The organism is Aquimarina sp. Aq78 (genome assembly GCF_900299525.1).
Taxonomy (GTDB): Bacteria; Bacteroidota; Bacteroidia; order Flavobacteriales; family Flavobacteriaceae; genus Aquimarina.
Genome location: NZ_OMKA01000031.1, coordinates 303,946 through 325,355 on the forward strand (window position 1 = coordinate 303,946; position 21,410 = coordinate 325,355).

The window sequence follows — 21,410 nt, forward strand, 5'->3', positions numbered from 1 at the left end:
TGATTGAATTACAATAAAAATAATGTTTCCAATACTAACTTTTTGCGGCAATCCGCAACCCTAATATTACATTTCAACCATAAACGGCTCTGATTGTATTATTTGCCCGTTGGTAAACTTAAAATTGATATGTAATAATACTTTAACTCTTTCAAAACTACCGTTCCAATGTTCTGAAGAAAATAACCTTAGATTTAATGCAAGTCCACCATCTTTAACCGCATGAGCCTGGTTTAATTGCAAAACTTGTTCCTGACCAATTTTAGTAATATCAATAATGAGTTTTTCTCTTTCGTCTTTTTTATGATTAAAATAATCATGATCGGTACTTAAGGGAATTTTAGCATGGTATACATATACCTCAACCTCATTGATATGATAGATAGTAGTAGTACTCTGAAGCTCAAAAGCAAACCTGATTTCTGGTGATGATTGTACATACTTACCATAACATGCTTTCAGGTTTTCTTTCCAAAAATTAGAAAAACCCTCATCCTTTTTATATTCTTTTTCTATTTTTTTTACCCTTAGATCACATGTTGCGGTATATAACTTTAGATCGTCATTAGGAGAAAATTCAAAACTTCGGATCATGTCGGGAAATATGGAGAACAAGCTATCTGAAGCTACATAGTTTGCAAAAAGATCTTTTGGATATGTTTTTTCGATATAATAATCGGTGTGAAGCTCTGTGGCGAGAAGTTTGATTTGCTCTTTGTTTTGAGCTGATATATTTATGGAAATCAGGAGTATACCAAGTGTGAGATATAAGTGCTTCATATTGTTTAATTCAGATTTTTGATAAGATAACGGGAGCCATTGATTTCCAGAAAGGCAGTACTTCTATAATTTCTGCACCGGGATATTCCTTTCCATCTTGTTCTTCTAATGAATAATAGTACAACTCTGTCTTTCCTTTAGATAACCAGGTATTAAATTGATATTGATTTTTCTTGGTAAGTCTTCCTAATTCGGTTTGGTTATCCTTATTGATTACAAAAACAACAATTTCTTTATCTTGTTCAGAAGTGATGTGCACTCTTCCAAAAAAGGAAAAAATAAAGACAATTATTAATACGAATACTGTAGAAATTATTAGAGTTATTTTTTTAAATACTTTCTTTTTTGGTGTTTTAATCTCGTCTTTTACAGCATCTATTTTTTCTAATGAATTTGTTGATTTGTCTATAAAATCAGAATAGTTTCTATAGCCTAAATACTGTATTAAATAATTAGTAGTGACCTCGGTGGGGTTTCCTCTTTCTTTTCCTTCTATAAATTTTTCATATACCCGCTTGATGGTTTTGGCATCAACGCTACCTTTTATATCAGGATTTTTATCTAGAGCCTCCGAAATATGATTGCAAATCGCATTTTTTGTAGGATTGCTAAGTTCTTTTTTAGCTTTCTCAAAAACCAATAATGCTATTTTTTTGATAACCTTTTGACTCATAAAGTAAAATTACAAATTAATTAGACATCTCTTAAGTACTGTATTTATTGGTGTCCAAAAATTGTCCACAACAAGTCCAAGCTTTGACAATCCCAAAATATGATCTCTGCATTTACTTTGTTCTCGTAGTTACAAGATAACGTAGTGTTATCAATCATATGAGAGGCCTCTCATTTTTTCTAACAATTAAATGTTTCAAAAGATGAGAAATTCAATTAAATTTTTATTTGCAATGTTAATGGTATTAAACCTTGGGATTATTTCCTGTACAAAAGATAGTCTGGCTGATATTGAAGAATTAGAAAATATCAATGCTACAGAAGGTGATGACGAAGATGTAATAGAAGAACCGGATGATGAGGAATAAAATCTGTGAAAAAGAAAGGTTGCATTTTATATGCAGCTTTTCTTTTATATCTTTAGTGATAAATCAAAGAAAAGTGAATTATAAGGCTTTTATCCTTTTCCTTACCCCCTTTTTATTTTCCTGTCATAATAAGTACACCACAAGCCCTAATCTTGGCGATGTGTATTTAGACAGTATTGTTTATTATTATGATGTATCAAAAGATAAAGCACAAACGATAGGTAACAGACAACAGGCAATCGATAAAGCATATCGACAGTTAACAGCACAACAAAACGATACCTTATATGCTAAAGTGCTATATAGAAAAAGCGTACTTCACTATTCGCAAAGACAATACGATAGTTTGATATATTATAATGATATGTTACTGGTGCAGGCAAAGAAAATCGATAATCTGTACTACATAGGGAAAGCTAATTACCTAAAAGCCTATTATCTTGATGCCATACGATTTATTCCTGATAGTGCTTTTTATTATTATAATCAATCTAAGAACAATTTTAAGATGTTAAAAGATAGTCTTGAAATAGGGAAAAAGTTATTGAATATGGCATACATACAAAAAAATAATAGTGACTTTTTTGGTAGTAAAGAAACTGTTACAGAAGCTTTACAATTTTTAGCTGAAGGAAAAAATATCAAGTATATGGCTTCAGCATATAATTTGTTAGCAACTAATAGTCGAAAACTTTTAAATTTTGAGGATGCAATTCACTATTATAACAAATCTATAGATATAGGACCTTCATCAGCAAATAAGATAAGTTATAAAAATAATTTAGGTACTGTATATATAGATACTCAAGAATATCAAAAGGCAATTGAGTTGTTTAAAGATATCTTAAAAGACTCTCTGATAATTAAGATACCAAAACAACGAGCCAGAGTTTCAGATAATCTAGCATATGCCAGATGGCGTAAAGATGCTGTAGATGTAGAAGATGAGTTTAGAAAAGCTCTTGATATCAGGATCAAACATAATGATCAACCAGGTTTGGTTGCCAGCTATACCCATCTGGGAGAATATTTTTTGCAAAAGAATAGGAATAAAGCCATATCCTGGTTTCAAAAAGCAATCCAAATTTCTAAGAGGATCAAAAACCCAAAAGGAGAATTAGATGCACTTCGGTTTTTGATGAGAACCCAACCCAATGATGTTGTTATTAAAAACAGGTATATTACATTAAGCGATAGCCTTAAGAAACAGGAGTTACGGGTAAAAACGCAGTTTGCCAAGATACGTTATGATGATCAGGTAAAATCTGAAGAAATTAAAAAACTGAAAGTGATGATGGCGAAGCAACGACTAGAAGTTTCTATGCAGAGAACTCAAAAAATTATATATCTGTTAGCTGGAATCATATTATTACTTACCATTGCTTTTTTTAGATATTATCTGGTTCAGAAATACAGTAAAGAAAAAGAAATAGAAGTCTATGAAACCGAAAAAAGAATTTCTAAAAGGATTCATGACGAATTGGCTAATGATATCTCTCACTTAACCAGTTTTGTAGAGAAAACTGAAGACATTCCTATTGTTTCTACAAAAGAACTGTTGGGAAACAAGTTGCAGAATATATATCTGAGAGCAAGAGATATTTCGATAGAAACAGCAACCATAGATGTAGATGATTTTGATGGAGAACTCATGAACCTGATACAACAATACAATACTGGTGATGTAAGCGTAATCACTAACGTATCAGAATTTGAATGGACTGCGATACCTGATTATAAAAAAATAGCAGTATACAGAGTATTGCAGGAGCTTTTTATCAATGCCAAAAAACATAGCGATTGTAAAAGGATAACATTGATGGCAAAAGACAGCGAAAAGAAAAGAGTGATCAAGTATATAGATAATGGAAAAGGGTGCAATATTAACGCTATAAAAACTAATGGATTGGTAAATGCGGAAAATCGCATAGAAAATATCAAAGGGAAGTTTACTTTTGAAACAAGCCCTAAACAAGGATTTAGAGCCACTATAGTATTTCAAAAATAGAGCGTAGTAATGTTTAAAAAAATACTGATCGCAGAAGACCAACAAAGTATAAGTAGAGGACTACAAAGTACCTTAACAGAACTTGATATCCCCCACATTGAAACTGCTGATTATTGCGATAATGCATTACTTAAACTAAAATCTTCTTTACTTAAAAACGTTCCGTTTGATCTTTTAATTACAGATTTATCCTTTAGAGAAGATCATAAACTAAGAAAATTATATTCTGGCGAGGATCTTATCCGGGAAGTCAGAAAAATACAACCCAACCTCGATATTATTGTCTTTTCTATAGAAAACCGTGTAGGAGTGATTAAGAAACTAATTGATGAATATAGGATTAATGGGTACATCTCAAAAGGAAGACGAGAAGCAGAAGACATGGGCAAGGCTATAAAATCAATTTTACAAGGTACCTCGTATTACTCCGAGGATATTGTAGCATTACTTCGCAACTCGAGTAACATATCAGAGGTAAGCACATCTGATAAATTAATCCTTGGATTATTAGCCAAAGGCCTTAATCAAAAACAGATTTCTGAGCATTTTAAGGCAAACAACATCCCTTCTGGTAGTAAAAGAAGTATAGAGTATCGATTGCAGGATCTTAAAATACTCTTTGAAGCCGATACTCTTCCTCATCTTATTAGTATTGTAAAAGATATAGGGTTGATTTAATACCATTTCACATCAAAACTGGTATAATCTTTTTTTAAAAATATTCCTGTTGCGCATTTCCGCAAGCTATTCAAGTACAAGGGTTATACATTTATCTATAAATAACGTGTAACTAATAAGAGTACACAAAAATCACAAATCATGAAGGCAAACAAAAAAATCAAGAATCTATTCCTGTTACAGATTCTAGTGCTTGGGATTAATATATGTTCGGCGCAACTTTTTAAAACTACATTAAAAGCTTCGTTACTCAACCCTCCAGAAAAAGATATAGGTGATGTAAAAAGAGTAGCGATACTAGATTTCGAAAATGTAAGTAATGAAGAATATAAAACCGCAGGAGTAGATATTGGAAGTAAAATGGCAGATTACCTTTCTGCAGCGCTGTTAAAAGAATATAGAGGAAAAACTGGGGATTCCTATATGAATGGTGGGCGTACAGATATATATGCAATAGTTGAGCGAGAAGAATTAGAAAAAATTCTTAATGAACAGGAATTGGGATTAGGAGATATTAGTGATTCAAAAGCGGTTGAGATAGGGAAAAAACTTGGAGTCGATGCTATTATAACAGGCAATGTTTCTTATTCTAGTAAAGATGAAAGGAGCGAAAATTCATATCGAAATGATGAAGGCAAATTAATTAGAACATATTCGCTTACAAGAACATGTTCGGCCGAAGCTCGAATGAAAATACTCTCTGTAGAAACAGGGGAAGTTTTAGGGCAAACCAACGGGCGTTCTTCAAGTCATGATAGCACAAAATCAAATACCAAACCAAGATATGATGCAGTGATGAGCCCGGATAAGATAGCAGAATATGCTTGCGAGAATATTGGATACAGATTGGCAAATTATATCGCTCCGTATTATAATTTACATACATTCGTCTTTGAAAATGTGAAACATAAAAAACTCAAACACCGGGTTAAGGATGCAAAAAAATATGTGAAATTAAAAGAAATTGATAAAGCTCATCAAATGTACGATGCTATTTATCAGGTAGATCCTTATAATCCCCAACTAGTTTATAATATAGGAGTGTTAAATGAGGTTGCGGGTAATTATAAAAAAGCAAAAGAGTTATATAGCACGGCTGTTAATATGGATTCTGAAAATAAAGCATATGTAAGTGGATTGAAAAGAGCAGAAGAGAATATAGAACTTACAGAGATTCTTGCTTATATGGGCATCACAATAGAGCCACACAGACTTTTGGAAGCATCTGATATCGAAAAAATACTAACCGAACGAATAAAGATAAAAGGCCCAAGGAGTAAGCGGAAAATAGCTTATGAAAATCCGTCTGAGGGTTCAGGAGAATTAGGCAAATTTCCTGGAGGTATGGAACTTGATTTGGTGAAAAAAACAGATGATGGAAAATGGGTAATGGCCACATTACCTAATGGTAAAAAAGGATATTTTAGAGAAAAAGATGTGATAACTGGTAAGTAATATTCCAAAATTTATGGATGATAATTATAAAAAGTAACAATAAATGAAGTTTGTAGCAGGCTATTTATTTTAAGATTGATGATGAAGTAGGAAGAAGATATCAGGTCCTAACGCGGTTTTAAATAATAAAAAGCAGTAATGAAAGTAACTGGCTTTTTTTATGAACGAAAAAACTAATCATTCAAAATCATTATCTTGTTGAATACACCAATGTAAGATTTTAGCAATATTTTTGGCATCATCGACTCCTCTGTGGTGCGTTCCTTCCAGAGGGATTTCTAAAATTCCTAATGCCCCTTTCATCCCAACCTTTCTTCGTAATCCTTTAGTTTCAGAAAAAAGCGCTTTCACATTGATATGATTTTGTGATAAAGGATATTTCATTCCTCTGTTAGCACATTGTTTCTTCATCATGTTTAGATCATACTGCCCGTAACTTGCCCAGGTGTATTCATGACCCTTGTATTGAGTTCTTAGCATTTCGCAGGCAGCTTCAAAAGAAACACCTTCTCGATCTACTAATTTTTGAGTGATCGTAGTGAGTTCTGTGCAAAAAGGACTTACTTCTGATTGCTCGGGTGTAATGAGTATCCCTTTATTTTTAGAAATGCTTCCCGTTTGAGTATCCAAAAGGCAGATTCCTATTTCTATGATTTCATTGACCTGGCCTGCAGGAATAGGTCCATTCCAGCAGGTAGCTTCTAGATCTATGACTATAATTGTATTTGTTGTTTTCATTTTTTTTATTTTCAATACATCACCCCAGCAAAAGCTAGAGTGATGTGCTTTATGATTTCTTCTTTGATTTTTTAGAAGAAGACTTATCCTTAGATTTTTTCTTCTTTGGCATTTTATTTTTAATTCGTTCTTCCTCTTCTTTTATGTCATTGATGAAATGATTATTGTAGGCATTCTCTTTTGCCAACTTCAGACATTTTATTGCTTTTTTATAGTCCTTTTTTTGCTCAAAAAGAATCCCTTTTTTTAGATATAGCATTGCCTTATCTGTTCCTTTTACGGTAAGGGCAAAGTCGATTAGTTTTTCGGCTTCCTCATAATCTTCATTCCAAAGTAAGACATTGATATACTTTGGATATACATCTAATGCATACATATCCTCTGCTAAAGCATGCTGATAATACTCTTTTGCAACCTCATAATTCTTCAAATTTTCTGCATATATCTGACCCAAAAGACTTAATGCAATTGGATTTTTTTCATCATAAGACAATGCGTAGTTCAAAGACTCTACGGCTTCCTCTAAGTTATAAGGATAGGCGTCTAATGCCTGAAATAAATATTTGTCTAGTAAATTACTCATTTTCTAATTCTTTAATTGATTGTATAAATCATTTTTTAATTGATTTCGTTTGTTTTTAAAGGTTTTTGTCTCTCTTTTCTTTTTGAAATCAGTTCCTTTAAATACTCTAATCGGATTACCACGTTGAACATTCAAGTGATTTTCCCATTCGTCTACCATCGATTTTTTTAATTGTTCTAACTGGACTTCAACTACTTTGGTTTTTAATCGTTCGACAGCAATTTTTCGATTTTGATGTTGTGAACGACTATCCATTACCACTACACTTGTATCTGTAAGCTTGTGTGTTGCTCTAACTGCAGAATTTACCTTATTCACATGCTGGCCCCCTGGCCCCGAACTTCGCATGGTTTTAAATACAATATCTTTTTCTGCTATTTTTTCTATCGGCTTAAGATCTAATTCATAGATACCTACGAACCAATTTTTTCGTTTATGATATTTTCGAAAAGTTGAGGTTCCTATCCATTGTACAGTGCCCAACCACGAGTTTAACAAAGAGTTTATTTCATTGCCTTGCAGCTTTATTGTTGCAGATTGCAATGTGCCGTTTTCTATACCTTTTACTCTCTGCATGATGCTATAGGTTATTCCTGTATATCGTATGTCATCCAAAAAATACTTAAGCACCTGGGCTACGACCCAGCAACATTCTGCCGGGCCTCTTCCTGCTGTTATTTGTATAATCTTTTGATTCATTTTTTTATTTTTTACAGACCTCACAGGTTTTTAAAACCTGTGAGGTCTTAATTTTGCGTTAGGGATTGAGGCTTTGTTGAAGCTCCTCGCAGAGAGCGACTGCCGAAAGCCCGACCCTTTGGGTAACGCCCTAACTTTTATTTATCCATTCGAACAATTTTTGGCGTAAATGTTCCAAGAATTTCTACGAGTTCTTGTTGATTGGCCATTACTTTTTCAATGTTTTTGTATGCCATTGGTGCCTCATCAATTCCTCCTCCTATAAGAGTTACATCATGTGCTTTTAACTGCTTTTTGATTTCACTTTTTGTAAATTTCTCTTTACATTTTCTTCTAGAGTGCAAGCGACCAGCCCCATGTGATGCAGATTGTAAACTTGCTTCGTTTCCTAATCCTCTTACGATGTATCCCGGGGCCGTCATAGAACCAGGAATTATTCCCAATTCACCTTTGGCGGCCGGTGTAGCTCCTTTTCTATGCACTATACACTCTTCACCATTAACCTCTTGTTTCCAGGCAAAGTTGTGATGATTTTCAATTTTTGCTATGGGTTTAGACCCTAATAACTTTCCTATCCTGGCATGAATATCATCGTGACAAGCTTGTGCATAATCACCCGCAAGATTCATAGCCAACCAATATTCCTGACCATCGTGAGTATTTAAATCTAACCATGCCAATTGTTGTACATGTTTTGGCAACGGACATTGTTTAGTAGCTAAATAAGTATAGTGCTTGGCTATATTGGCTCCCAACCCTCTTGAACCACTATGTGATAACACTCCTAAATATTCACCAGTCTTCAATCCCCATTCATTCGATGTATCTGTAATAGTTACTACTCCAAATTCTACAAAGTGATTGCCACCACCCGAAGTCCCTAATTGTTTATAAGCTTTGTCTTTCAATCTTTTGACTAACGGAATGGTTTTAAATTCATCTCGTTCGAAGATATCATGATCATGCTTTATCTTATGAGTTTCATACATTCCGAACTTGGTATGTTCAGAAAGTATATTCTCAAGCTGATGCTTTTTTCCTTTGAGGTAAGAGATTGCTATTGGATAGATCGTTAAACACATTCTACACCCAATATCTACTCCAACTCCATAAGGAATCACAGCATTCTTTGTTGCCAGTACACCACCAATAGGAAGGCCATACCCAGTATGTGCATCTGGCATTAAAGCTCCTGCAGTTGCAACCGGTAATTTTAAGGCATCAAACAATTGATATTTTGCTTGTTCATCAATTTCGTTTTCACCATAAATCTGAAAAGGAGAGCGAGTTGTTTTCAATGCATGCTTTTTGACCTCTACAGGTTTTAATAAACTCTCTGCTATCTTTCCCCAGATACCATCACCATGATATGCTTCTGGATTAAGCAATACTTTTTTGGCTTCAATTAATATGTGTTCTTTTTTTACTCTCTTTTGATATCGATTAATCTGACCCAAAGTCACATTAATACTATTATTCTTTGGAAAGCCTAATTTAATTAGGTCTTTTCCGCTTAGTTTCTTTCCCATTAGTATAGGTTTTGATATTTGTCAATAATGAGTGATGTAATGAATTTTCATTACTGACATAAACTTGATAAAATGTTTCGAGAGATTTTATTGAGATTTCAATTACACTTCGACAAAGCCTGTCCTGAGTTTACCAAAGGACTTAGTGTGACAATGTAGTCTGATTAAAAGGAAAAATAAAAAATCCGAAACTTTATGGCTTCGGACTTCTTCTCATATATAATGGAAATTATGTATTGGTGAAGTCCCGAAGCATACTCTTAAAAGAACTTGGTTCTTTTGGAGTGTTGCAATATATGTCTGTAAAAATCATATTACTTCGGTTATTAAAGATTAACTATTCATGGTTTTGCAATTTACGAACTGCGGTGCAAATATGTAATCTATTTTTAAATTATGCAACTAAAATTCTAAATTTAATTTATTGATATTCAGTATTTTATGTTGATTTTAAGCATGGGAATCCCTGTCCGTTTTTTAACGAATATTAGCCTGTTTGGTAACCAATTGCTGTTCTGATGTTTATCTCTCAAATACCATTTTGTTTGATAAAATAGATATACAAAAAAAGATGATAAAAAAAAGCGTCCAATATATTGGACGCTTATGTTTTTTATATCTTATGTATAGTTTACTACCTATATTCTTGATTTAAAAACGGCTTTACAGCGTCCTTTTTATATGTAAAAAATAATAACATAGGCTTAAAACTTGTTTTTTGGTTCAAAATTATGACGCAAATATGAGGTTATTTTTTAACCCTTCAAAGAGTTTATTAGAATTCATAGCTCTAATAGACTTTATCCGCTATAAGAAACTCTTCATCTTTTTTGATCCCAAATCCTTTCTCGATACACTTCTTCCCATGGTCGAAGCACTCGAATTGACAAATTTGGAATTCAAAAATATCAAAATACACAACAGGTTAAAATGGTAATACTTTATTTATTGCACATGAGTGAATAGCTTATTTACAATTTTCCAATCATTATTGATTTTGGTTAATGATAAATAGTCGTAATAATTATAACCTAGCATGGGGACGTGTAATTTTGCCATGGCAATTTTACCCATAATATCTATTCCTATAATTTTCATTTTTAGATTCTCGTTTAAATCTCTAGGGCTTTGTCTACTTTTAACTCCTTCGATATATTCTTTCACGCTTTTTAAATAATCAACACCTTTGATATCTCCATAGATATATACGTTTTTATGAAAACAAGATTCAAGTTTGGTTATATCTCCGTAAAAAATTCCCTCAAAGTAATTGGTAATTAGACTTTCGATTTCTTTTATATTTTCTTGATACATAATTTATTTTTTTAGATGGCGTGTCCAACTGTATGTCCTCCTGCCACATTAATCGTTTCTCCGGTTACAAAATTTGATGTAGCCAAATAATATGCTGCTTCTGCAATTTCATTGGCTTCTCCAATTCGGTTTAATAAATGCAATCCTGCTAAACTATCAGCATCTTCAATTCCGATTTTACCTTGTAATGGGCTTCTAATTATTCCCGGAGCGATTGTGTTTACTTTGATATTATCTTTACCAAATTCGGCAGCAAGTTGCCTGGTTAAAGCATGTATGGCACCTTTACTTGTTAGAGGAGCTGTTGCTGGGAATCCATCAATGGCATGGTCTACTAAGACGGTTCCGATGTTTATAATTGAACCATTTTGTTGTTTTATCATATGAGGAATCACCGCTTGCGATGTAAAATAGGTTCCTTTTAGGTTTACATTCCAATAATGATCTAAATCTCTTTCTTCAACATCTAAAAAAGGTTTTGGAGAAAATACTCCTGCATTATTAATTAAAACATCTACAGTATTGAATTTTTCTATTGCCAGACTTACGAGTTTTCGTCCTGTCTCTTGTTTGCTTATATCCCCGACCAGGTAGATTGCATTCGAAGGAGAACCGAGTTCTTCATAAGCGTTTTTTAAGTTTTCTTCGTTAGAAGAATTCATTATAACATTACTTTCTCTTGCTATAAAGTATTTTGCAATTTCTTTACCAATTCCTGTAGATGCTCCTGTAATAATTACTGTTTTGTTTTTCATTTTCTTTATTTTTTAGTTCCTAAATACTGTTTCCCGTTCACTCCCCAATTTTCGATGGGTATTTCTTCAATAACCACATGAGTTGTTTTTGGGTTTTTGCTCAGTATGTCAACAACGAGTTGTGTGGCACCTTCTATTAATTGACGTTTTTGGTCTGTCGTTACTTGTTCATCGGTAACTTTAATGTTAATGTATGGCATGACTTTTTTATTAAATTAATTGTGATACAAAGGTGTTGTAGAATGAGACTATTACGAAGGAGGATTGTCACTTCTTTAAAGTGATACATATCACTTTAACCCGAATTATACATTAGAAAATCTATTACCTCTTGAAGCTACTTCAAAATATACCCGTTGCACTACATTTTTCAGTTTAACCGTAGCGATGCTATGCCAAAACTAAGAAAATGCCATATTTTATGGTACTTTCAAGTCTCATAACGAAGTTCTAATGTATAATTCGGGTTGAAGCGTATAAATGAAGTAAAAGAAATAAAATTAAGAGTTTAATCTGCTAAGCGTTTCTCTGGAAACCCCTAAATATGCAGCAATCATTTTTTTGGGAACACGTTGAAAAAGTTTTGGATAGTGTTCGAGAAGTAATTCATATCGTTCTTTAGACGAATTTTTTAGTAATGATAAGATTCTATTCTGAAGCGCAATTCGACCAATTTTACTTTTTTTTGCCCAAAAACGTTCCATTTTATGCATTTTGGCCGTTAGTTTTTCTCTATTTTCAAAAGTTATATAGAGTAACTCACTATCTTCTATACAGTCTATAGAGGTTTTGGACTTGGTTTGTTTTACAAATGATTCGTAATCTGTAATCCACCAATTCTCCATCCCGAATTGTAGTATATGTTCTTTTCCTGTATGATCTATAAAATAGCTTTTTAAGCACCCTTTTATGATCCAGTATTCTTTGTTAACAATTTCTCCTTCCTGAACGATATATTGATGTTTACGTCTTTTGATTTGCTCAAAATGACTCAAAACGAAATCGAATTCTTCATCAGTTAGGCTGATTATTTCTTCAATATGTTGTCGTAAAGGATGTATCATTTTAATTGTTATTAACGCTAAATATACGAATCAAAGCAAGGCTAATATACCTGAATCAATTGATTATTCTGTGTTATTTTTATTTCTTGTTAAACATATAAAATTTAGAACTATTGTCAATAGAAAAAGCCTTTGATCTATGACTACGCTACTCTAGTTTTATAAGTTATACCGGATTAATATTCTTTTTTAGGAATGTCATTTGGTATTAAGAATATACTTTGATTTAATTTTTTTGATTCAATTTGAATAGCGGTATATGTTACAATATAATCTCCTAAATCAAGTTCCATTTTCATAAAAGGTGATTTTGCTTCTTTAATCAAATCGTAGGTGTAAAAATCTTCGAAGTTTTTAAAAAGTTCAGGTTCTAAATACGGAAAGCCACTATAAGAATATTTTTGTATTACTTTTTGTTTTCCATTTGGTTCAAATCCTTCAATTTGAATATAATCACAGGGCTTTCCTAAAATTTGTTCTGATTTCCCACTTGTTTTATTGACAAATTCTAAAGCTTGTTCTGAAACATTATAATGATAAATAGTATCTAAATTTTTCCATTTCGCATAATAGTAATTATTCGAGTTTAGATATAAATTGAAATCATAACCTCTTTCTCCTGTATTGAGATATTCTTTAAAAATATCACCGTTTTTGTTATAATATACCTTTAATGTATCTCCAAACTTTTGCTCAAAATATTCTCGATATTGAACGTTGTCTTTTTTAAATTTTATTTCAACTTTGTAAGTTATGATACCTTCAAAACTCTTCTTTTCGGAGCTGAAAGATGCAAAAATTAGAATTGTAATTAAAAGAATGATCGATTTCAGACTCATTTGTTTAAATTATTAGATATCGTTATAAGTATATGTCTTTTCATTCCAATATTCCAACCATTTCAACGGTTCAGCCAACTTATGCTTATTTAACTCTAAATGGATTACTCTTCTTTTCTGTCTGTTAGTTGTTCTATTTGATGCGTGTAAAGTTAGGGGTTTCATTAACATTACTCCGCCTTTTTTAACTTCACAGATATGCTCTTTTTCAATTTCCCAATCTTTTGAATCTGGCCGAATTATTCCCTTTAGATGTGATTTTGGAATTACTTTTAGGGCTCCATTATTTTTGTCTGTATCGTCTAAATGAATTCGGATTGTGATGGTATCTTGTAAAATTTTAATTGGCGGTTGAACGCCGTATTGGTCTTTTTTAAAAGTCCAATTCACATAATTTTCTAAATCCACTTTTTTGTCTACCGAGATACTCAAATCCTGATGATACCCTACAAACCAATTCGATTCACTTGGTTTGTCAAAATAGATAGCTTTAGTTAAGAAATAGTCAGATTCAGAAAGGTCAGAAATTAATGTAGTCAGTTTTGCATTAAACAGTAACTCGGTTAATCCAGGAACATTTTTTGTTAGCTGTCGAATTGCAAACAAATCCTTTGTTTTTAGAAAAGAATTCCCTTCTTGTTCAGTGTTTTTTATACAAGTCAAAATTTGACTTATTTCATTTTCTGAATATAAGTTGGCTAAAACAGAATATCCATTTTCTTCAAGCTCTATTCTATTCTTTGCGTAGTTCATTTTTTAGCTTATGGATACTATCTTTTATAGGTTAGATTTGTACTTTGATGGGAAGCATGTGCCTCAATATTTCGTATGAAATGCGTTTTAATACTTTTCATGCATTGTTATGTGCTTTTTAATTTCGTTCAGGTTTTTTATTTCATACTCTTTTGAAATAGGAGTGTAACGATTAATTCTCAAATAATTCCATTCCATGTTTTTTGCTCCTACAATATCTGATTTAAAAGAATCTCCAACCATTAATATTTCATTTGGTTTGTGACTTGTCAATTTTTCTATTTCTTCAAAAATCTCTTTATCGGGTTTTAAAAACCCATGATCACAGGAAAAAACCATTTTCTCAAAATACTGATCAAGATTATTATAAAAAACTGGCTCCTTATATGGTGATGCTAAATTTGAAATCAAGAAAATCCGAAAGTCTTTTTTTAAGTCTTTAAGAACATTAAAAACCTCTTCATAAATAACGATAGAGTTTAATTCTCGTTCTAACTCAGGTAGTTTTTTATCATATAATGTGCTAAATTCAGGAGGTAAAATATCCCTTAATTGGTTAAGATCATTTTTCATCATGAGCTGTAGGTATGCCGAAACATCCATATCGAAACCGTTCTGAGAAGTTTTAAATAGTTTCAAAAAGAAATGATTTGATTCTTTTATTTCAATCAAAGTATTATATAAATCAAAAACTATTGTTTTAATATTATTCATCTCAATTCTTCACAACGATTATACAAAAGACATATGTCCTTTATATGCAATATGCATTCACAAATCTAAGGGATTTTTGATGAATCGAATAGTTTCATCCAGATGGGTGGATTTAAGGTGCAAATCCGTGCCATTTGGGTATATCCAAATCTTATCGAGGCATAGTAATACGAAAACAATAGAAAATATATACTCAAGTAGTAGTAAATAATTTTACGTTAATCAAAAATCTACTAGATTTGTCCAACACCGCTAAGCTAAATATACAGCTATTCATTGGCGGTAATTTGAAAAATAATTTTGATTAATGAATATTATATTTAAGCGGATTGAGATTAAAGACAAAAATATAGTCCTAGACTTATTTAAAAAGACTGCTGAAAAAATCAATAAAATGAATATTGACCATTGGCAGTATTGGAAAAATCCACCTATAGAAAAGGTTAAATGGGTTGAAAAAGGTATTCTAAATAACGAGTTCTTTTTTATCGATAACCAAAACGAGGAAAATTTAGGTATGGTTAGAATACTGAATGAAGACTTGTTATACTGGGGAGAACAAAATAAAAAAGCAAAATATATTCATTCATTAGTAGTCAAAGAAAAATATAATGGAAAAGGAATTGGAACTAAAATAATTAATCAAATAGGGGGTATTGCTAAAAAGGATAACTGTAATTATTTAAGACTTGATGCTGACTCCAAAAACTCAAAACTTTGTAGTTACTACGAAAAAATAGGATTTAAGAAAGTTGGAACAAAAGAGTTGCCATTATCAGTTAATAATCTCTATGAGAAAGAATTGAAATAAAACTACCCAATGGTGCGGATTAGAAAAAAGTTTAATTGACAATGAAACCGGTGAAGGTATTATGGGGAAGTTAAAATAGTGTTTGAAATTTTAAAATTTTAAAATGGAATTAATAGTTAGAGGAAATGAATGGGGAGTACAATTAGATGTTAAGAAATTCCCTTTGTTCTGCCCTTCTTGTAGAAACTATTTAAACGAAATATACGAACATACTGGTTCTAGATATGGTCAAGTAGGTTTTATAAAATGTGATTGTGGAGAAGAATTAGCTTTAACTGATAGTGACAATATTGTTGAATACATTAACATTCACATTAGAAAACTTAAAACCGTTTTGAATTTTAAAGACTTATTCAAAATGCATAAAGTTGATTTTGAAAAATTGAAAAATCATTATGGTTATGATATTTACGAAAAGAATCTAAATAAAAGAATTCGACTCGATAATTTAATAATTGATATTGAAACCCATATTGGAAAAAGAATATCACCAATAGAAACTGAATTTCCAGCAACAATCGGAATTAAAAAATGGTTGAGTTTGATGGAAAAATAGCGAAAGCACAACAATGACTGTAATTAATACGGGTTTTGGTACTTAACCCAAAGTTCAGAGCTTTAAACGGAGTCCGTCAAATCTTTTGATTTGGCTTTAGAATAAAAAAGATAAAACAAAATACAAAAGATTTGGCTTGTGGCTAATCCGAAAAATTAGCGTCTTTTTATACGCTACGTTTCATGCACAAACCGTTAGGTGCTATTACCAATGAAAATATCGAATACAATCATATTAATATTTACAAGCTTAAGTTTGATTGCTCAAAAAAATCAGATTCAGCAAATCTCTTTTAATGGAGAAAATTATTGGAAATACGAATCTGTGGATATCCATAATAATACTCCTTATAAGTTCCCTCCAAGCGGATATGGCCAATTTCCAAAAGATGGAAGGTGGATTAGCTGTTTTGAGGAAGACACAACTAAAGTCGCTAGTATATTTGAAGTAAGAAATGGTAAGCTTGATGGGAAATCCATTCAGTTTCGTTTGGATGAAAGTAAAGAAAGTGAATACGATTTCTTAAAAGGAGAACAAAATGGTTACGAAAGATTCTGGAATAAAAAAGGGGTTTTAGTGTTTGAATCTCAACATCAATATAAAAACTTTGTAAATTTTGAATCTTCTGTACGAATTGGGGAATTGAAGAAATGGAATGATAATGGTAAACTTGTTAAGATTCAGAGGTTTTTAGATGATGAACCTAATGGAAGACAATTAGAAATATACGAAAATGGTCAAATAAAAAAAGAAGAGTTCTACATTAATGGTAAAAAAGATAGTACTATCACAAAATTTCATTCCAATGGACAAATAGAAAAACAAATAAAATATACTCAAGGTCGATTTGTAGAAGAAAATCCAAACGTGGAATATCACTCAAACGGGAATGTTGCGGGAAAAGGTGACTTAAAAGCAGGCCAAAAAACTGGAAAATGGATATACTATTATAATGATGGAGCAAAGGAATCTGAAGGGAAATATGAAACCTATATATTTAATTATCATAATGAAAATACATATTTTTATCATAAAAAGGGTTTATGGAATTATTGGTATACAAATGGAAGACTAAAAGCAAAGGGAATATACGGTAGCCCAAAAATCGAGGACTTAGAGTTTAATGATCAATATCAAAACACTAAAGGCGTTAGAAAAGACAGCTGGAAGTATTTTGATGATAATGGAACAGAAATATCTCTTAAAAAATTTAACTCCATGATGATAAAAATGACTGATTATTAAAAACATCACCTAACAATTTGTATAATGCATATGCACCCTTCGGGATGCAAACGCACCATACAAGAGACGTTGTAGATAATTACCTAAGTGAAATAAAAATAAACTAATGTCGACATCTCCGAAATTATTCGAAATAACATTAATTGATCTTCAAGAAGAATTATGCACTGAATGGAAAGAATCTTTTAAAGAATTTCCTGAAATTCAAATTGTAAATGGAAATTTCGAATATGTTAGGAAATTTGACTGCTTGGTTAGTCCTGCAAATTCATTTGGTTTAATGGATGGCGGAATAGATTTGGCTATTCGAAATTATTTTGGAATGAAAATCCAATATAATGTTCAAAAAAGAATACAAAAAGAATTTTATGGAGAACAGCCTGTCGGAACTTCAATAATAGTACTTACTGAAAACGAACATCACCCTTTCTTAGCACACACGCCAACAATGAGAGTACCTACAGATATTTCCAAAACGGATAATGTTTATAATTCTTTTTTCGCAATGCTTACTGCTGTTGCAAACTATAACAAAAATAACAAGGTTAAAATTGAAAAAGTACTTTGTCCCGGAATGGGGACGGCTACTGGAAGAGTTACTCCTAAAGAAGCGGCAAGACAAATGTCTATTGCATATAAAAACTTTTTAAATCCAACAACGAATATGAATTGGAAAAATTTAAGGAAACGTCACGACGAAATAATTGGATAAAAACTATCTACAACACTATATATGTGATCATAGCTAATTAGTGATTAATCGATTGGTTCTTGTATATTTATAATGGCGCAGCAATATTCTTGGCGAAAATTCTATAGAGAAATTATTCTTTACTTTTGAATCTGATAAAAAAAGAACTTCTAATTCATGAGTACCACACAACCAACCAAGAATACAGTAAAAACAGTATGGCATACATGTATCAGTAGCGCTGCATGGCGTTGGTCTCAGAAAGCAATTATATTGATCATTTTTTCTTTAGTAACAAATCATTTAGCAGCGAGTGATAATTTTCTGGATAGTGAATCGTATAGATTCCCCATAGAAGGTTTTCTGTCAACTATTGTTTTATCTATTCTCGTTGGAATCATAGCAGATCTCAATTTTAGATTTTATAAGAAAAAATATTTCTCTAAAAAGGTAGAAATTGTTACTATCGCAAGGTTTATGGTTTCTACTCTAGGATGTATTACAATCATGTATATCCCTATAAATATTATTATAGATAAAGTTGTAGGTGGACAGACAGTGTTCTATTATTTATTAATTGGTTTACTAATTACTTTATTATTATGTTTTATTTTCATAGGTTTATTGTATGCTCAAGACATATACAATTTATATAAGTTATCTATAAGAGAAGCTAAAATTACTATTGACAGCGGCACGAAAATGACGAAACTTACCTACGAAAATATTGCGTGCTTTTACAGCGAAAACAAAATTGTGTATACTGTTCAAAATGACGGCACAACAATTAATACCGATTTTACATTGAATGAGCTCGAAGAAAAAATAAACGATCAATTGTTTTTTAGAGCCAATCGGCAAATTATCATTCACAAAGATACTATAGACTTAATTGAAAAGATTGAAAATGGCAAGTTGCGTATTCGGTTAAAAGCTTTCATTAAAAAGGATACGATTGCTGAAATCAATATCAGTCGTTACAAGCGAAAAGCATTTATGGATTGGTTTCAATAAAAGATGCTAAAAACTACCGACTATTCAGTTATAAATTTCGACCATTCAGTAAAAACATAAGTGTTTAAAGGAGATTTCAGAGATTTTGTTCATTATTTCGTTTAGAATTTAAAATCAAAAAACAATGAACAAAATCACCTTACGACAAATATTAATTCCTTCAATTACCTTTGCAATCATCTGCTTTTTATGGTTTGGACCAATTAATTTAAGTTTCCTTCCAAATATTATTGCTTCAATAGTAATCATCATAGCAAATTACATAGAATACAAAGGAAAAGCATTTTCAGAACTTGGGTTTCAACGCGAAAAATTCACAACCAAAAACATTTTCATACTTGCTCCATTAGTTGCACTAGGGCTCTTTATTTTTTATTTCTTTGCATTGGTTCCTGTAATTACAAAACTAACTGGAGTTCCTATAGATTATTCAAGTTTTGATGAATTAAAAGGAAATCTTCCTGCCTTATTACTTACTTTATTAATAGTGTGGGCTACTGCGGGATTTGGAGAAGAAATAATCTTTCGCGGTTATTTTATGCAACAATTTGTAAAATTCTTTGGAGAAAGCAAAATCAGTATAGTGCTTAATATTGTCCTAGTTACTGGTTTTTTTGGTTTCATGCATTGGCAACAAGGCATTACAGGACAACTTGTTACCTGGTTTACCGGAGCACTCATAGCTCTGATATTCTACTTGCGTAAATACGATTTGTGGTTTGTTATTGCTGTACATGGTTTTTTTAACACCATTGCTTTAACTTGTGTATACTTTGGTTTGGCGTAGCGTTACTAATTAATAACACCTACGCCTGAATTCACCTAATAAAATGCATCTTTTTTAAACACTATATTTTGTTATAAAAATAAAACAGAACTATGGCTATGCCTGATGAGTTTTTGAGATTTAGACGAAGTTGTTGTGCTTAATCTGAGTCGAAAAAATAATTGAGATTATTCCAGTTGGTGTGTTTCGTACTTTAGCCAACATAGTATATACTTCATAGCTACTAATTGCTGGTTTACGAAAATATTTGTTATCATTTTATTTGCTTTTAATTTACTATATTTTAGTGCGTGAAATACGCTACAAAGCATATACAAATCCGTTATGAACAATCAAAATACAAAAGAGTAAAAACATCCATCAAGAATGAATTTAGCACAAAAACTAGGGTTTCAGGAAAATGCAAAATTGTTGATAATCCATGCAGACGATGCGGGACTTTCGCATTCTGAAAATATAGCAACAATTCAATCACTAGAGAAAGGCTTTGTGAATTCATATAGCATAATGGTTCCGTGTCCGTGGTTTTATGAAATGGGTATATTTGCAAAAAATAACCCACAATTTGATAATGGAATTCACTTGACACTAACCTGTGAATGGGAAAATTATAGATTTGGACCTGTTTTACCTGTTTCTGAAGTTCCAAGTTTGGTTGACGAGAATGGTCATTTCTACAAAAAAAGAGAACAACTTAAAAAAAATGCATCTGCCGAAGATGTTAAAAATGAGTTGGAAGCACAAATAGAAAAAGCAATTAAATTTGGATTAAAACCAACGCACATTGATTCGCATATGTATAGCATTGGTGCAAGTCCTGAGTTTTTTGACATCTATAGAAACTTAGGGAAAAAATATGATCTTCCTGTTTTAATAAATAAACAATTGATGAAAATGGTTGGACTAAATCCTGAATTAAATATTAAAGAAGGAGATTTTCTAATTGACAGAACTTATGTTGGAGAACTTGAATATTTCGAGACTAATAAACTAAACGATTATTACGATTCAATTTTAGAAAATTTGACAAGTGGATTGAACCTTATTTTAATTCATCCTGCATTTGATGATAACGAAATGAAAGGAGTAACCGTTAACCATCCAAATTTTGGTTCTGAATGGAGGCAAATCGATTTTGACTTCTTTACAAGTGAGCAAAATAGGTCGAAACTTAAAAAGAACAATATCGAATTGGTTACTTGGAATGATATTAAAAAAAGTGCATAATAATATATCCTGTGTAAAGCTCTTTCCTAATTCCTAGGTCATAAAAATACGATATTTTAATATTCTAATTGTCTCAATGATTAATGATTTTACGTTGATGTATTGCTGGTATTCACCTTACATAGCAGAT

24 protein-coding genes are annotated in these 21,410 nt (G+C 31.7%); 11 read left to right on the plus strand and 13 right to left on the minus strand.

Features of this window, described 5'->3' with window-relative positions; genetic code table 11:
* Positions 1-66: 66 nt before the first annotated feature.
* A complete protein-coding gene (locus DG435_RS24390) occupies positions 67-780 on the minus strand; it encodes a hypothetical protein (protein WP_106790867.1) in 714 nt (237 codons plus the stop codon).
* A 10-nt stretch (positions 781-790) separates the two neighbouring features.
* Entirely contained in the window at positions 791-1,453 is a 663-nt protein-coding gene (locus DG435_RS24395; RefSeq protein ID WP_106790868.1) for a hypothetical protein, read from the minus strand.
* A gap of 202 nt (positions 1,454-1,655) precedes the next feature.
* Between DG435_RS24395 and DG435_RS25770 the strand changes: the two genes are divergently transcribed.
* The 4 genes from DG435_RS25770 to DG435_RS24410 all read left to right on the plus strand — a co-directional run bounded on the left by DG435_RS25770 (position 1,656) and on the right by DG435_RS24410 (position 5,961).
* Positions 1,656-1,820, plus strand: a complete 165-nt coding sequence (locus DG435_RS25770) for a hypothetical protein (protein WP_159025425.1) — start codon at positions 1,656-1,658, stop codon at positions 1,818-1,820.
* 73 nt (positions 1,821-1,893) lie between these two features.
* Positions 1,894-3,828, plus strand: coding sequence for a tetratricopeptide repeat-containing sensor histidine kinase (locus tag DG435_RS24400; protein ID WP_159025426.1), 1,935 nt, complete (start codon positions 1,894-1,896; stop codon positions 3,826-3,828).
* A 9-nt stretch (positions 3,829-3,837) separates the two neighbouring features.
* Positions 3,838-4,506: a response regulator gene (locus tag DG435_RS24405; protein WP_106790870.1), complete on the plus strand. Its 669-nt coding sequence runs from the start codon at positions 3,838-3,840 to the stop codon at positions 4,504-4,506.
* A gap of 141 nt (positions 4,507-4,647) precedes the next feature.
* Complete coding sequence (locus DG435_RS24410; protein ID WP_108840681.1) at positions 4,648-5,961, plus strand: CsgG/HfaB family protein; 1,314 nt, start codon at positions 4,648-4,650, stop codon at positions 5,959-5,961.
* A gap of 177 nt (positions 5,962-6,138) precedes the next feature.
* Here DG435_RS24410 and DG435_RS24415 read toward each other — a convergent pair whose 3' ends face one another.
* From DG435_RS24415 to DG435_RS24465, 11 genes are all read right to left on the minus strand, one after another.
* Entirely contained in the window at positions 6,139-6,699 is a 561-nt protein-coding gene (locus DG435_RS24415) for a 3'-5' exonuclease (RefSeq protein WP_106792726.1), read from the minus strand.
* Positions 6,700-6,748: 49 nt separating this feature from the next.
* On the minus strand, positions 6,749-7,282 hold the full coding sequence (locus tag DG435_RS24420; RefSeq protein WP_106792727.1) for a tetratricopeptide repeat protein: 534 nt from the start codon (positions 7,280-7,282) through the stop codon (positions 6,749-6,751).
* A 3-nt stretch (positions 7,283-7,285) separates the two neighbouring features.
* Entirely contained in the window at positions 7,286-7,981 is a 696-nt protein-coding gene (gene prfH / locus DG435_RS24425) for a peptide chain release factor H (RefSeq protein WP_106792728.1), read from the minus strand.
* Positions 7,982-8,118: 137 nt separating this feature from the next.
* A complete protein-coding gene (locus DG435_RS24430) occupies positions 8,119-9,510 on the minus strand; it encodes an RtcB family protein (protein ID WP_106792729.1) in 1,392 nt (463 codons plus the stop codon).
* A gap of 945 nt (positions 9,511-10,455) precedes the next feature.
* Positions 10,456-10,824 carry a nuclear transport factor 2 family protein gene (locus tag DG435_RS24435; RefSeq protein WP_106792730.1) on the minus strand — a complete coding sequence of 123 codons (369 nt, stop codon included), beginning with the start codon at positions 10,822-10,824 and terminating at the stop codon, positions 10,456-10,458.
* A gap of 11 nt (positions 10,825-10,835) precedes the next feature.
* Positions 10,836-11,579 (minus strand): SDR family NAD(P)-dependent oxidoreductase, encoded by a 744-nt coding sequence (locus DG435_RS24440; RefSeq protein ID WP_106792731.1) that lies wholly within the window; start codon positions 11,577-11,579, stop codon positions 10,836-10,838.
* A gap of 5 nt (positions 11,580-11,584) precedes the next feature.
* Positions 11,585-11,779: a 4-oxalocrotonate tautomerase family protein gene (locus tag DG435_RS24445; RefSeq protein WP_106792732.1), complete on the minus strand. Its 195-nt coding sequence runs from the start codon at positions 11,777-11,779 to the stop codon at positions 11,585-11,587.
* Positions 11,780-12,079: 300 nt separating this feature from the next.
* Positions 12,080-12,643 carry a Crp/Fnr family transcriptional regulator gene (locus DG435_RS24450; protein ID WP_106792733.1) on the minus strand — a complete coding sequence of 188 codons (564 nt, stop codon included), beginning with the start codon at positions 12,641-12,643 and terminating at the stop codon, positions 12,080-12,082.
* A gap of 176 nt (positions 12,644-12,819) precedes the next feature.
* Positions 12,820-13,482 carry a hypothetical protein gene (locus tag DG435_RS24455; protein ID WP_106792734.1) on the minus strand — a complete coding sequence of 221 codons (663 nt, stop codon included), beginning with the start codon at positions 13,480-13,482 and terminating at the stop codon, positions 12,820-12,822.
* Between the two features lie 12 nt (positions 13,483-13,494).
* Positions 13,495-14,235 (minus strand): phytanoyl-CoA dioxygenase family protein, encoded by a 741-nt coding sequence (locus DG435_RS24460; protein ID WP_106792735.1) that lies wholly within the window; start codon positions 14,233-14,235, stop codon positions 13,495-13,497.
* Positions 14,236-14,322: 87 nt separating this feature from the next.
* Positions 14,323-14,949: an HAD family hydrolase gene (locus DG435_RS24465; protein WP_106792736.1), complete on the minus strand. Its 627-nt coding sequence runs from the start codon at positions 14,947-14,949 to the stop codon at positions 14,323-14,325.
* Positions 14,950-15,256: 307 nt separating this feature from the next.
* On the opposite strand from DG435_RS24465, the gene DG435_RS24470 reads away from it, so the two are divergent.
* From DG435_RS24470 to DG435_RS24500, 7 genes are all read left to right on the plus strand, one after another.
* The gene (locus DG435_RS24470) at positions 15,257-15,760 is read left to right on the plus strand and encodes an N-acetyltransferase (RefSeq protein WP_106792737.1); all 504 of its coding nucleotides are present in this window, start codon (positions 15,257-15,259) and stop codon (positions 15,758-15,760) included.
* A gap of 103 nt (positions 15,761-15,863) precedes the next feature.
* Entirely contained in the window at positions 15,864-16,316 is a 453-nt protein-coding gene (locus DG435_RS24475) for a hypothetical protein (RefSeq protein ID WP_106792738.1), read from the plus strand.
* A 210-nt stretch (positions 16,317-16,526) separates the two neighbouring features.
* Positions 16,527-17,561: a toxin-antitoxin system YwqK family antitoxin gene (locus DG435_RS24480; protein WP_106792739.1), complete on the plus strand. Its 1,035-nt coding sequence runs from the start codon at positions 16,527-16,529 to the stop codon at positions 17,559-17,561.
* 106 nt (positions 17,562-17,667) lie between these two features.
* On the plus strand, positions 17,668-18,273 hold the full coding sequence (locus tag DG435_RS24485; protein ID WP_106792740.1) for a macro domain-containing protein: 606 nt from the start codon (positions 17,668-17,670) through the stop codon (positions 18,271-18,273).
* Positions 18,274-18,429: 156 nt separating this feature from the next.
* Positions 18,430-19,266: a LytTR family DNA-binding domain-containing protein gene (locus tag DG435_RS24490; protein ID WP_106792741.1), complete on the plus strand. Its 837-nt coding sequence runs from the start codon at positions 18,430-18,432 to the stop codon at positions 19,264-19,266.
* Between the two features lie 124 nt (positions 19,267-19,390).
* The gene (locus tag DG435_RS24495) at positions 19,391-20,053 is read left to right on the plus strand and encodes a CPBP family intramembrane glutamic endopeptidase (RefSeq protein ID WP_106792742.1); all 663 of its coding nucleotides are present in this window, start codon (positions 19,391-19,393) and stop codon (positions 20,051-20,053) included.
* Positions 20,054-20,419: 366 nt separating this feature from the next.
* A complete protein-coding gene (locus tag DG435_RS24500) occupies positions 20,420-21,280 on the plus strand; it encodes a polysaccharide deacetylase family protein (protein ID WP_106792743.1) in 861 nt (286 codons plus the stop codon).
* The last annotated feature ends 130 nt before the right edge of the window (positions 21,281-21,410 follow it).

What these genes read in the sequence shown, in the direction of transcription:
- DG435_RS24390 (WP_106790867.1), bottom strand. Translation starts at nt 780, where the DNA reads ATGAAGCACTTATATCTCACACTTGGTATACTCCTGATTTCCATAAAT.
- DG435_RS24395 (WP_106790868.1), bottom strand. Translation starts at nt 1,453, where the DNA reads ATGAGTCAAAAGGTTATCAAAAAAATAGCATTATTGGTTTTTGAGAAA.
- DG435_RS25770 (WP_159025425.1), top strand. Translation starts at nt 1,656, where the DNA reads ATGAGAAATTCAATTAAATTTTTATTTGCAATGTTAATGGTATTAAAC.
- DG435_RS24405 (WP_106790870.1), top strand. Translation starts at nt 3,838, where the DNA reads ATGTTTAAAAAAATACTGATCGCAGAAGACCAACAAAGTATAAGTAGA.
- DG435_RS24410 (WP_108840681.1), top strand. Translation starts at nt 4,648, where the DNA reads ATGAAGGCAAACAAAAAAATCAAGAATCTATTCCTGTTACAGATTCTA.
- DG435_RS24415 (WP_106792726.1), bottom strand. Translation starts at nt 6,699, where the DNA reads ATGAAAACAACAAATACAATTATAGTCATAGATCTAGAAGCTACCTGC.
- DG435_RS24420 (WP_106792727.1), bottom strand. Translation starts at nt 7,282, where the DNA reads ATGAGTAATTTACTAGACAAATATTTATTTCAGGCATTAGACGCCTAT.
- prfH (WP_106792728.1), bottom strand. Translation starts at nt 7,981, where the DNA reads ATGAATCAAAAGATTATACAAATAACAGCAGGAAGAGGCCCGGCAGAA.
- DG435_RS24430 (WP_106792729.1), bottom strand. Translation starts at nt 9,510, where the DNA reads ATGGGAAAGAAACTAAGCGGAAAAGACCTAATTAAATTAGGCTTTCCA.
- DG435_RS24435 (WP_106792730.1), bottom strand. Translation starts at nt 10,824, where the DNA reads ATGTATCAAGAAAATATAAAAGAAATCGAAAGTCTAATTACCAATTAC.
- DG435_RS24440 (WP_106792731.1), bottom strand. Translation starts at nt 11,579, where the DNA reads ATGAAAAACAAAACAGTAATTATTACAGGAGCATCTACAGGAATTGGT.
- DG435_RS24445 (WP_106792732.1), bottom strand. Translation starts at nt 11,779, where the DNA reads ATGCCATACATTAACATTAAAGTTACCGATGAACAAGTAACGACAGAC.
- DG435_RS24450 (WP_106792733.1), bottom strand. Translation starts at nt 12,643, where the DNA reads ATGATACATCCTTTACGACAACATATTGAAGAAATAATCAGCCTAACT.
- DG435_RS24455 (WP_106792734.1), bottom strand. Translation starts at nt 13,482, where the DNA reads ATGAGTCTGAAATCGATCATTCTTTTAATTACAATTCTAATTTTTGCA.
- DG435_RS24460 (WP_106792735.1), bottom strand. Translation starts at nt 14,235, where the DNA reads ATGAACTACGCAAAGAATAGAATAGAGCTTGAAGAAAATGGATATTCT.
- DG435_RS24465 (WP_106792736.1), bottom strand. Translation starts at nt 14,949, where the DNA reads ATGAATAATATTAAAACAATAGTTTTTGATTTATATAATACTTTGATT.
- DG435_RS24470 (WP_106792737.1), top strand. Translation starts at nt 15,257, where the DNA reads ATGAATATTATATTTAAGCGGATTGAGATTAAAGACAAAAATATAGTC.
- DG435_RS24475 (WP_106792738.1), top strand. Translation starts at nt 15,864, where the DNA reads ATGGAATTAATAGTTAGAGGAAATGAATGGGGAGTACAATTAGATGTT.
- DG435_RS24480 (WP_106792739.1), top strand. Translation starts at nt 16,527, where the DNA reads ATGAAAATATCGAATACAATCATATTAATATTTACAAGCTTAAGTTTG.
- DG435_RS24485 (WP_106792740.1), top strand. Translation starts at nt 17,668, where the DNA reads ATGTCGACATCTCCGAAATTATTCGAAATAACATTAATTGATCTTCAA.
- DG435_RS24490 (WP_106792741.1), top strand. Translation starts at nt 18,430, where the DNA reads ATGAGTACCACACAACCAACCAAGAATACAGTAAAAACAGTATGGCAT.
- DG435_RS24495 (WP_106792742.1), top strand. Translation starts at nt 19,391, where the DNA reads ATGAACAAAATCACCTTACGACAAATATTAATTCCTTCAATTACCTTT.
- DG435_RS24500 (WP_106792743.1), top strand. Translation starts at nt 20,420, where the DNA reads ATGAATTTAGCACAAAAACTAGGGTTTCAGGAAAATGCAAAATTGTTG.